This is a genomic window from Armatimonadota bacterium, from assembly GCA_036504095.1.
Classification (GTDB): domain Bacteria; phylum Armatimonadota; class DTGP01; order JAKQQT01; family JAKQQT01; genus DASXUL01.
The window spans coordinates 1-11,492 of the sequence record DASXVS010000007.1 but is presented as its reverse complement, the minus strand read 5'-3'; the positions used below and the strand labels follow the sequence as shown (position 1 = coordinate 11,492).

Genomic DNA, 11,492 nt, shown 5'->3' with positions numbered 1-11,492 from the left:
ACCAGGGCATTCAGGCGAAACGGCGGGATCGGGTCGCCGGGCCAACGCTGGCCCGACACTTTTGCTGCACCCGGGACTCGAGGGGTCCGGATGCAGTCTTTCGAAGTTCAACCGGTGGGACAAGGCGTCCTTGCCGGCTGACTTATCGCGCGGAGAACACTCAATCGGTGTCATTTGCGCTCCTACGGCGTGGCCGCAGGTACGGCCATCTCCGCCAAACCTCACGGACTTCGGAGGGCCCGCATCAGCGGCTGCCGCGGAGGGGACGCCCAGCTCCCCGCGAAGCGCTTCCCACGAGCCCTCTTCACACGCTCTGTAACTTGTTACTTGAACGGCGTGGTAGCCTGTCCGGAGCTTGTCTGGATATAGTGCGTGGTCTTGCTCCACGCCTCATCGTAAGCCTTCGTTGTCACGTTTGCCGCGTGGCCGTCGACGAACAAAACGCTGAAGCTGCCCTTGCTGTAGTCCGCGAGGTCCGCAGCGTTGCCGGTCTGGCTGTCACTGATCGGCGAGCGCTTGAGACGCGGGTGCCAATAGTGCGCCGCGTCCATAACGACGTTACAGCCGGCTGGGTAGATGATCTGATCCAGGCGTTTTCCGGCCGTTGCGCCCCAGAGGCCGAGTTCTGTGCGGTAAACGTAACTCGTGCCGCCCCACTTCGCGGCGCCGCGAGACACGCGCCACACAGGCTTCGACAGGTCTTTCGGCGCGAAGGGGAGCTTGTAGGTTGTCGCCGTTGCGTAGCCGATGCCTCCGATTCCCGTGTCGCCGGGGCAGCGCCAGACTTCTTCGCTGCGGACATACGATCGCATGACGTGCTCGAGATAGCCACCGTGTATGTCGCCGTCCACGGGGTCTTTCGCGATGGCCAGCTTATTCACGTAGTAACCCGAGTTTGGGAAAGCGCCCTTCCAGCCGCCCAGCCCGCCGATGGCGGCGTCCGTGAAATCGATTCCCAGGGGGAACCGGTCTTCGTGGTCCGATTGATACAGATTGATGCCGACGCCGATCTGCTTGAGGTTGCTCAGACAGGTCGCCTGCTTGCCGGACTCACGGGCGCGCGCGAATACGGGAAACAAAATGGCGGCGAGGATAGCGATGATTGCGATAACTACCAGAAGTTCGATCAACGTGAACCCTGGCGATTGCGACCTGGTCTTGGACTTCATTATTGGTCCTCCTTGCGATTCATCCGACACTCTGGCAACCAGACGCCTGTTCCGGATAACCAGACCTCTCCTTCAACCGCAGACCGGCGGGCACGCGTGGAAACGCCCGTCGCTCATACACCCCTTATATCTGCATTATTCACCGCTGAAGAACGCCGCCGGGGCGCCCTCTTCAGCTTCAGGTATTCGCAGCCATCCCCAAAAAACCTTGTGAATACGTAACGAAAACAAGTGGCTCCCGGTTCCCGGCAGCTCGTGAGCCTCCATAAAGAACGATTATACACTATGCGGTGGTTTTTCCGCCATACTTTTTGTGTATGACGAGATGACCAAATGTGTGAATCGTGATGGGCTGCGGCAGCCAAGCGCGCCGGGGTCCGGCACGGCGGATCACACACCCGGGTCCGAGACCTGTTCAGCGCGCGGCGGGCGTGCGACTCTTGCGGGGCGGCGGCATGGATGTGTCGGCGTCGCTCTGGCCGTCGTTCCAGTTCAGCGGCGCGATGTAGAGGCCTCCCTCGCCCCAACCGGCGCGGGTGACATACCACTTGCCATCGGTATCGCGAATCACCTCTGCGGCATGGGACGGGATGTGCCCCACCTTCTCCGCGATGTCCCAGTGGAACGCATCGGTGCTGCGGAAGACGTCCGTGCCGCTATAACCGCCACGCGGCCCTATGAACAGGTACCAGAATTTGCCGCGGCGCACCACGAAAGGCGACTCGGTGGGGCCGCCGAACGTGCCCGTTTCCGGATCCGTATACGCGACGCCCTTGTGACTCCAGTGGACGAGGTCATCGCTGGTCACATAAGCCACGACGTGGTTGCCGCCCTCGGGCTTCGCGTTGGCCGTGTAGTACAGCACCCATTTGCCGCCGACCTTCAGCGCCATGGGGTCGCGCGCGTCGAAACCGTCGATCAGCATCGGATTGGCGGGGTGCCGTGTCCATTTGAACAGGTCATTCGACGTGGCGAGGTGGATGCGGGAGTGCGCGCCGTCCGGCCCACCGGCGCAGTAGAACATGTAATACGTCCCATTGTTCTCGACCACATGCGGCGCCCACAGGTGCGTTTCCCCTTTTGACGGGTCGAAAGACAGGGCATAGGGCTGCTTCTGCCAGGGCAGTTGGAGCAAGGTCTTCGCCGTGGCGTGCGCGAAATGGCGCTCATCACCGGGATTCAGCGGCTCGGCGTGCGTGATGCCGAACATGTGCCATAGTCCTTCGCTGCCCCGGATGATGCAGTGGTCGTTGATGTACCAGTTGCTCTCTTCACCGATGCCGGGGTCGTAGACCTTGGTGAATTTTCCGGCGGTCACGGCGTCCGGCCCTGCCGGCGCGGTACTCTCGGCGGCCACGGCGGCGAACGGCAGCGCGACGGCTACGCAGGCGAGCGCGAAAGTGAAAAGGGACGGCATAGGATATCCTTTCAAGAACGACTACTGCCCACAATATGTGCGCTTCGGCGCCGGGAGATGCCAGCGGAGAATCGCGAAGTGCTGATATGCGGCAGCATTCCGCCGCCGATTGCTACACTTGATCGAAGGAAAGGAGCGCTCAGAATGCTGCAACGCCTTCGCGCCTCGATGATCGGATTGGTGGCCGCTGGTCTGGCGGCCTGGATCGCCATGTCGTCTGCTTCGGCCATCGTCCTGCAGGGGCAGTTCGGCACACACGACCCGTCACGGATCATCAAGTGCAACGGGCGGTACTACGTGTACGCCACCGGGGCCAACATCCAGATGCGCTATTCCGTCGACCTGGTGCACTGGAGCAACGGCCAGTCTGTGCTCGCGGCCAACGATTCCGCGAACGGCGTGCCTCAATGGGCGCGCAACGCCTCGCCCGGAAATACGGGAAACGTGTGCTGGGCGCCGGACATCGTGTATTTCGGCGGGCTGTACCACCTCTACTGGTCCTTTTCCACGTTTGGCAGCCCCAATTCCGTGATCGGGCTGATGACGAATCCGACGCTGGATCCCGGCGACGCGAGCTACCACTGGACCGATCAGGGAATGATCGTGCAGTCGTCTACCTCGACCGCCGGCCCGAACTGCATCGACCCCGCGCCGGTCTACGACAGCGGCGGGAACCTGTGGCTGGTTTACGGTTCTTACAACGGCTATGGCATCGGTCTCACAAGGCTGGACAACACGACCGGACTGCGGCTCTCCCCGGCCTCGGCGATCTACCACCTCGCTTCCAGCAACATCGAGGCGTCGTACATTCTGCCGCACGGCAGTTACTACTACCTCTTCTATAACGCGGGAACGTGCTGTGCGGGCGCGAACAGTACCTACCACATCATGATGGGGCGTTCCGCCAGCATCACCGGGCCGTACCTGGACAAGGCCGGCAAGAACCTGCTGAGCGGCGGCGGGACTCTTTTTCTCGCCTCGGCCGGCAACAAAATCGGGCCGGGCCATATGGGCGTGTACAACGACGGCACGATTGAGCGGTTCACTTACCATCTGGAGTCGGACGGCACCAACTATGGCGCAAGCACGCTGAACCTCCAGACCTTGCTGTGGGGCTCGGACGGCTGGCCGGTCGCCGGATACGAACTGCCCGGCGGGACGTACAAGATCATCTCCAAATCGAGCGGACTCGCGCTCACGGTTCACGACAGCGGCACCGCGGACGGCGCGGCCCTGGACCAGAGCGCCTACACCGGCAGCGCGTTTCAAAAATGGTACGTGATGAACACCGTGGGCGGCACCCCCCAGACCGGGCTCGACGGATACTGCAGGATCACGTCCGCCGGAAGCGGAAAGGTCGTTGACCTGTACAATTGCAACACCGGGAATGGAACCGCCATCGACCAGTATCCATGGTTTAACAACAACTGCCAGCGTTGGCTCATCGAGCAGACAACGGATGGCTATTGGAGGCTTGTTTCCAGGGGAGGCGGCGGGGCGATCAACGTGCCGGACAGCAGCACTCTGCCAGGCACCCTCCTCAATGAGTGGGCGTGGAGCGGAGGGGACAATCAGCAATGGTCGTTCGTGGCCCCCGACGCACCCGCCGCTGCCCTGGCGATAGCCGCCGGCATGTCCATCGTGAACCGCAACAATGCGGCCACGCTGGATGCGGTTGCTTCGGGCCGCGTTGACCTGTTGGATGCCGTACGCCTGCTTCGTCAGTCTGTGGGGCTGTAAGGGTTTCGGGGCGGCCATACTTCGCAGGTTGATGCAGGATCGAAGCCCTTGAACTCAAGTCTCTGCCGAACGGGTACCCCTCCTTGCGAAGCCTCGACAAACGGGCCGGCGGAGGGGTAAAATCGCGTGAGAGCGGAACGCCTTGTCGCGCGTGCTCCGCCCGGAAATCGCGGTCGCGGAATCCAACCGGGGGCAAAACGAATGAGAAGGACTCTGTGCACGATCGCTGCTTTGCTTGGCGCCGGTTACTTCGCACTGACGGCGGGGGCGGCTGGGCGGGCGCAGTTTCAGCCCGCGGAACCGCTGGATGCGGCCATTCCGCGTGACCTCCTCCGCACACTACAGAGCCACGGTATCGCGGCGACGCCCACCGGATTGGTTCTGGGACTCCGCAGCCCTTCGTGGTCGGCGAGGATCGCGGCGTTAGTCGCGCTGGGCCGGATCGGTAAATTCGAGCAATTGAGCCCCGTGATGGCTCTGGCCGAGACAAGGTCCAGCGATGCCACCGGCAAAGAGGTGCGGCGGAACGCGATCCTGGCGGCCGCGCGCATCGCGCAGAGGTCCGGTGGGCTCAGCCTGAACACGCGCAGCCGCCTTCTGTTTTCCGCTCGAGACATCCTGGCCGAGGCGAAAACGCCCCTGGCCCGCCTGGAAGGGGCGGAGGTGCTCGGGCAGTTGGGCGACGCATCGCAATATGCGATCGTCGTGGAGAGCCTGAAGGCGCCGAGTCTTGTCAGCAGGGCCCTGACAGCGGTGCGGTTGTACGCGAAACTGCCCGGGGCCGCATACGGTGGGCAGAAAGTCAATTGGGCATCGGCCGTTGGGGAGGTGCTCCAGAGCAAGGCGTCGCGTCCTGTTGACCGCACCAATGCCGTGATCGCTCTGGCCGACATCGGGACCGCAGAGGCGCTGGCAGTTCTGCGCAACGCCCTGCCGGGCGAAACGGACCCGGACGTGAAGGGACTGATCGTGTACACCCTTCGATACGCCGCAGACAGGGCCAGGGGAATCCCCCCGCGGCGGACGCCGATCGGTACCGGCAGACCACCAAACATGTGAGCCGGGCGGAGGCGGGAGGCGCCCCCACCCTTACCGCTGTGCCCGGCTGGTACGGAGATGAACGAGCAACGCGACCGTCACCAGGGAGATCCCGACAGCGCACACGCCGGCCCATTGCCGGATGCTCCAGGCGTACACTCCCAGAAACGCGCCAACGGACCCGCCCAGCGAGTAGCCTGCGCGATAGACCGTGTAGAGACGACTGTGCGCTTCCTCGGCAAGGCTGTACACACTCGCCTGGTTGGAGATCGTGGCGGACTGGGCGCCGACGTCGAGGAGGACGATTCCCGCCAGAAGCCCGGCAAGGTGGGCGCCGGCGACCGCCAGGAACACGAAGCCTGCCAGCATCACGAGCGACGCGACGCCCACGAGCATGCGGGGGCTATGCCGGTCGGCCAGGCGGCCGACAAACGGAGCCGCCAGCGCGCTGATGGCGCCCAGCAGACCGAACAACCCGGCCTGAGCCGATCCCATGCGGTACGAAGGGCTTTCGACCAGGAAGACCAGCGTTGCCCAGAACGCACATAACGCAGCGTAGAGGAGCATCCCGTTGAGGGTCGCCGCGCGCAAGACGGGTTCCGTGCGGATATGCCCAAGCGTTGACCGGATGAGCGAGCCGTAGGACATCGCCGAGGCGGGCCGGCTCCGTGGCAGCAGCGCCTTCAACACAAGAGCGAGCACGATCATCGTGCCCGCGGCCACGCCGTACATCACACGCCAGCCGAACGCCTGCCCGACTATCCCGCTGATAGTGCGGGACAACAGGAGGCCGATGAGCATGGAAGCCGCGATGGTTCCCACCGTCCGCCCGCGCTGATCCGGTTGCGACAGGTAAACGGCGAAAGGCAGGACGAGCGTCGAGATGACGCTGGTGACGCCGATGGCGAGGCTGGCTCCGCAGAGAAACGGCAGGCTTGGTGCCAGGGCGGCGGCCGCCAGTGAGATCGTCACGAGGGCCAGCATCGCAAGGATGAGCCGGCGGCGTTCGAGGATATCGCCCAGGGGCGCCAGGAAGAGAACGCCGACCGCGAATCCCACTTGCGTCAGCATCGGAAGCGAGCCGACGGCCCGGATGGACGTGTGCAGACTGCGCTGCATCTGACCGAGCAGAGGCTGGCTGTAATTGAGGTTGGCGATGCCAAGCGCGCACGCCGCAGCCATCGTGACGAGCAGCGGGGTCGTGAGCCGATCCCGTTCCACCGCCTCTCTTGTTTCGATCCTCGCGCTCCGCGCCGCGGGGCGCGAGAGCACGGCAACGCCTGCTTCTTCTCTCAATCTGTGACTCCGTTCCGTCCGGCGCGGCGTATCGAAACCCGCGCATGCCTATACTCATGATCCGTCGCGCTCACTGATACGTCCAATATCTGTTTCAGGCTATATTGAGACTCAGGAGGTCTTTATCCCATGGAGCTGAGGCACTTGCGCTATTTCCTGGCCGTGGCGGAGGAGTTGCACTTCGGTCGCGCGGCGAAGCGCCTGTTCATGGCGCAGCCACCGTTGAGCCAGCAGATCCGCCAACTGGAGAGCGAAATTGGAACGCCGCTGTTCGCGCGGACCAGCCGCCGCGTTCAGCTCACGGACGCGGGCAAGGCATTCCTGACCGATACGCAGGACATCCTCGATCGTGTAGACCGGGCCGGCGAGCGGGCGCGACGCGTGGGGCGTGGTGAAGCCGGCTGGCTGGGCATCGGGTTTGTGTCATCGGCGATCTACAGCCACCTGCCGGAGATCCTGCGCGAGTTCCGGGAGCGGTACCCGGACGTGGAGCTGGAATTGATGGAAATTCTGGGCCGCGACCAGAACCAGGCCCTGCGCGAGCGGCGAATTCACGTCGGCTTCTCCCGCCTGGGGGTGGCGGAGGGTGGGATCGTGCTGGAGAGCGTGATGAACGAGCCGTTGATGGGCGCGCTTCCCTCGCTGCATCCCCTTGCCCGCCAGGATTCCGTCTCGCTGGCGGAGATCGCATCGCAACCGATCATCCTGTTCCCGCACCGGCGCGACTCCCGCTATGCCGAGTTCATTCTGGAACTCTGCACGCAGTCCGGCGTCCCGCCACGCGTAGTGCAGGAGACGGGGGAACTCCAGACAGCCGTCAGCCTCGTTGCGGCCGGCATCGGGATCGCCCTTGTGCCCGCGGCGGCCCGGAACCTCCACCGCGAGGGTGTGGTATACCGCCCGCTCGCGCCGCCCGTCCCGACGGTCGATCTCAGCGTCACCTACCGCGCGGACGAAACTTCGCCCGTACTCCCGCGTTTCCTGCGGATCGTGCGGGAGATCGTGGGGTGACGTGCTGCCTGCCACGGCAGGAAATCACCCTCTTTGGGGCGTTCAAAACCGAGATCCGCCTGCCGGCGACGCGGCGGAATGATGTGATTCTGGACGTTATGAACTTGCTCGGATACATAATATGGCAGGATTAGTTGTGCCCGGGTGCCCGCCATCCGGGTTCTGACAACGAGGAGCCCCGTATGATGTCCACGGAAGCCCAAACCGTTCAAAGCGAGAACGCGACAGCACACCTGCCAACCCTCGCGGACGAGTTGCTGCGGCGAACCGGCCGCAACCCCGCCAAATGCTACCAGTGCGGAAAATGCTCCGCCGGCTGCCCGATGGCCGCGGAGACCGACCACCGGCCGCACGATGTCCTCCGCCTGGCCGGCCTGGACCGCCGCGAGCAACTGCTGGCCTCGGAATCGCTCTGGCTCTGCCTGGGCTGCGAGACCTGCACCGCGCGCTGCCCCAACGACTGCGATCCGGCCAGCGTCATCGACGCTCTGAAGGCGATGGCGGTCGAGCAACTGCCCGATGCCCTGCCCAAACCGTTCTCGGCGTTCCACCACGCGTTCCTGGACCAGATCAAAGCGCACGGCCGCATCTCCGAACTCGGCATGATGGTCAGCTACAAGTTGCGCAGCGGGGCGCTGTTCGCGGACGCCACCTCCGGTCCGGGCATGTTCCAACGTGGCAAGCTCCACCTGAAGCCGCCGAAAATCGAGGGAGTGGACGAGGTCCGCGCGATCTTCAAGGCGTGCGAGGAGGATGGGCAATGACAATCGGATACTATCCCGGCTGCTCGCTGGAGGGCACGGCGCGCGAGTACGACGAGAGCGTCCGCCTGACCGCCGGCGCGCTGGACATCGAGTTGAAGGAAGTGGACGACTGGTCGTGCTGCGGCGCAACCTCGGCACACTCCGTGAACCACCTCCTCTCGCTGGCCCTGCCCGCCCGCAATCTGGCGCTGGCCGAGTCCGCAGGACACGATGCCGTGTTGGCGCCATGCGCTGCGTGCTACAACCGCCTGGCGCGCGCCAGTCACGAGGTCGCTACCGATTCTGAACTGGCGGCAAAGATGCCCAAGATCATCGGCCGGCCCTTCGCAAACTCGGTAAAGGTCCGGACCGTGGTGGACGTCCTTCGCGAGGCGATCCCAAGCATCAAGGCGAAGGCCACCAAGCCGCTGGACGGTATGAAGGTCGCCTGTTATTACGGCTGCCTCCTCATGCGCCCGCCGGAGGTCAGCGGAAGCGACGATCCGGAGAACCCCACGTGTATGGAAGACGTGGCGAAGGCCGCGGGAGCGCAGCCCGTATCGTGGAACCTGCGACTGGAGTGCTGCGGCGGCTCGATGTCGGTGCCGAGGACGGGCTCAGTCGTCCGTCTGGGGCGCGCCATCCTGGCCGATGCCCGCGCGGCCGGCGCGGAAGCGCTCGTGGTCGCATGCCCGATGTGCCACTCCAACCTGGACTTCCGCCAGAGCGCGATGGCGAACCGCGGCGAAGCCCCGATGCCGGTTTTCTACATCTCGCAACTGGTCGGGTTGGCTCTGGGCCTGCCGGCGAAGGAATTGGGGCTTGACCGGCATTTCGTGAGCGTGCGGAGCCTGCTGGATAATCGTCCCGCCGCGGCGGCGAAGGAGGTGGCGTGATGGCGCGTATCGGAGTCTTCGTCTGCCATTGCGGCGAGAACATCGGGCGCACCGTGGACTGCGCTGCCGTCGCCGAGGCCGCCCGGAACCACCCGGGCGTGGCGTTCGCCTCGGACAACAAGTACACCTGCTCCGAACCTGGCCAGGCGATGATCCGCCAGGCAATTGTCGAGCACATGCTGACCGGCGTGGTCGTAGCCTCGTGCTCACCGCATATGCACGAGCGCACGTTCCGCAAGGTCTGCGCCACCGCCGGTCTCAACCCGTTCCTCTGCGAGATCGCCAACATCCGCGAACACTGCTCGTGGATCCACGAGGACCGCGGCGCGGCGACGGCCAAGGCTATCGACCTGGTGCGGCTGATGGTCGAGAAGGTAAAGCGCAACGCTCCCCTGCAATCGATTTCCATCCCGGTTGAGCGCCGCGCGCTGGTGATCGGCGGCGGCATCGCCGGCATCCAGGCGGCGCTGGACATCGCGGACGGCGGGCGTGACGTGATCCTGGTCGAGAAGGACCCATCGATCGGTGGGCACATGAGCCAGTTGTCCGAAACGTTCCCCACCCTGGACTGCTCGCAATGCATCCTTACGCCGCGCATGGTGGAGGTCGCCCAGCACCCGCGCATAAAGCTGATGACGTACAGCGAGGTCGAATCGGTGGGCGGCTACATCGGCAACTTCACGGTCACGATCCGCCAGAAGGCGCGTTCCGTGAACGCGGACCTCTGCACCGGTTGCGGCGCTTGCCAGACCGTCTGTCCGCAGAAGAGAGTGGCCAACGAGTTCGACGCCGGCCTGTCCAAACGGACCGCCATCTACACGCCGTTCCCCCAGGCCGTCCCGAACATCCCGGTGATCGACCGCAAGCGGTGCGCCGGCTTCATGTCGCTGGCCAAGGGGAAGGCGAACGCGTGCGGGAAGTGCGTTGATGCCTGCGCCATCGGCGCCATCGATTTCGATCAGAAGGACGAGTTGATCGAGGAGAAGGTCGGCGCCATCGTGGTAGCCACCGGCTACTCGCTATACTCGGTCGGCAAGCAGCAGGACTCCCCGGACATCAGCGGATACGGCGAATACGGCTACGGCGAGATTCCGGATGTGATCGACGGCCTCCAGTTCGAGCGCCTCGCGTCAGCCTCGGGGCCGACCGGCGGCAAGATCCAGCGGCCGTCCGACGGCAAGGAGCCGAAGCGCATCGTATTCCTTCAATGCGTCGGAAGCCGCGACCGCGCGAAGGGCATCGAGTACTGCTCCAAGATCTGCTGCATGTATGTCGCCAAGCACACGATGCTGTACAAACACAAGGTGCACGGCGGCAAGGCGACGGTCTTTTACATGGACATCCGCGCCGCCGGCAAGGGCTACGAGGAGTTCACGCGCCGCGCCATCGAGGAAGACGGAGCGGTGTACATGCGCGGCCGCGTCTCGCGGATGTATCGCGATGGCGACGTGATCAAGGTCGTCGGCTTCGACACCCTGGGCGGTGAACCTGTCACGCTGGACGCCGATATGGTCGTCCTGGCGACAGCCATGCGCCCGCAGCCCGGCATCAAGGACCTCGCGCAGAAGCTGAGCATCTCGTACGACAAGCACGGCTTCCTGAACGAGGCGCACCCGAAATTGCGGCCGGTGGAGACCAACACCGCGGGCATTTTCCTGGCCGGCGCGTGCCAGGCGCCGCGCGACATCCCGGACACGGTCGCGACCGCCAGTTCGGCGGCATCGAAGGTGCTGGGACTGTTCAGCAACGAGAGCCTGGAGCGCGAGCCGACCGTGGCGCGCGTGAACACCAACGTCTGCGCCGGATGCTTCACGTGCGAGCGCGTCTGCCCGTACGGCGCCATCACGCGCATGGAGATTCGAGACCGCAAGGGCAACCTGGTGAAGGTGGTCGCGGACGTGAACCCCGGCGTCTGCCAGGGCTGCGGAACGTGCCAGGCGACGTGCCCGAGCAAGAGCGTGGAACTGATGGGCTTCACGGACGAGCAGGTATGGGCGGAGGTGAACGCGATACTGGCCTAAGGGCCCCCTAACCCCCAATTCTGTCTGATGACAATAGATGGTGGACAGTTTCTGACAAGACATCCTTTACACTTCGCTCGGGAGGTGTGGGATGCCATTTCAGGAGCAATCGCTTATGCAGTCACGGAAACGATTGGCGAGCCTGGTGCTGGAGGGTGGCA

9 protein-coding genes are annotated in these 11,492 nt (G+C 64.3%); 6 read left to right on the top strand and 3 right to left on the bottom strand.

Annotation, left to right across the window (positions count from 1 at the left end):
- Positions 1-323: 323 nt before the first annotated feature.
- Positions 324-1,169: a prepilin-type N-terminal cleavage/methylation domain-containing protein gene (locus VGM51_01265; GenBank protein HEY3411665.1), complete on the bottom strand. Its 846-nt coding sequence runs from the start codon at positions 1,167-1,169 to the stop codon at positions 324-326.
- 415 nt (positions 1,170-1,584) lie between these two features.
- Positions 1,585-2,586, bottom strand: a complete 1,002-nt coding sequence (locus tag VGM51_01260) for a glycosyl hydrolase family 32 (GenBank protein HEY3411664.1) — start codon at positions 2,584-2,586, stop codon at positions 1,585-1,587.
- 144 nt (positions 2,587-2,730) lie between these two features.
- Here VGM51_01260 and VGM51_01255 point away from each other — a divergent pair, with 144 nt between their 5' ends.
- Both VGM51_01255 and VGM51_01250 read left to right on the top strand, forming a co-directional pair.
- Positions 2,731-4,326 (top strand): RICIN domain-containing protein, encoded by a 1,596-nt coding sequence (locus tag VGM51_01255; GenBank protein HEY3411663.1) that lies wholly within the window; start codon positions 2,731-2,733, stop codon positions 4,324-4,326.
- A gap of 201 nt (positions 4,327-4,527) precedes the next feature.
- Positions 4,528-5,385: a hypothetical protein gene (locus VGM51_01250; protein ID HEY3411662.1), complete on the top strand. Its 858-nt coding sequence runs from the start codon at positions 4,528-4,530 to the stop codon at positions 5,383-5,385.
- Positions 5,386-5,415: 30 nt separating this feature from the next.
- Here the strand turns inward: VGM51_01250 and VGM51_01245 are convergent, their stop codons facing one another.
- Entirely contained in the window at positions 5,416-6,660 is a 1,245-nt protein-coding gene (locus VGM51_01245) for an MFS transporter (protein ID HEY3411661.1), read from the bottom strand.
- Between the two features lie 129 nt (positions 6,661-6,789).
- Here VGM51_01245 and VGM51_01240 point away from each other — a divergent pair, with 129 nt between their 5' ends.
- The 4 genes from VGM51_01240 to VGM51_01225 all read left to right on the top strand — a co-directional run bounded on the left by VGM51_01240 (position 6,790) and on the right by VGM51_01225 (position 11,331).
- Positions 6,790-7,671, top strand: a complete 882-nt coding sequence (locus VGM51_01240) for a LysR substrate-binding domain-containing protein (protein ID HEY3411660.1) — start codon at positions 6,790-6,792, stop codon at positions 7,669-7,671.
- A gap of 182 nt (positions 7,672-7,853) precedes the next feature.
- The gene (locus VGM51_01235) at positions 7,854-8,435 is read left to right on the top strand and encodes a 4Fe-4S dicluster domain-containing protein (protein ID HEY3411659.1); all 582 of its coding nucleotides are present in this window, start codon (positions 7,854-7,856) and stop codon (positions 8,433-8,435) included.
- Entirely contained in the window at positions 8,432-9,310 is an 879-nt protein-coding gene (locus tag VGM51_01230) for a CoB--CoM heterodisulfide reductase iron-sulfur subunit B family protein (protein HEY3411658.1), read from the top strand. Before VGM51_01235 ends, VGM51_01230 begins: the two co-directional genes overlap by 4 nt.
- Entirely contained in the window at positions 9,310-11,331 is a 2,022-nt protein-coding gene (locus VGM51_01225) for a CoB--CoM heterodisulfide reductase iron-sulfur subunit A family protein (GenBank protein HEY3411657.1), read from the top strand. The genes VGM51_01230 and VGM51_01225 overlap by 1 nt, the downstream gene beginning before the upstream one ends.
- The last annotated feature ends 161 nt before the right edge of the window (positions 11,332-11,492 follow it).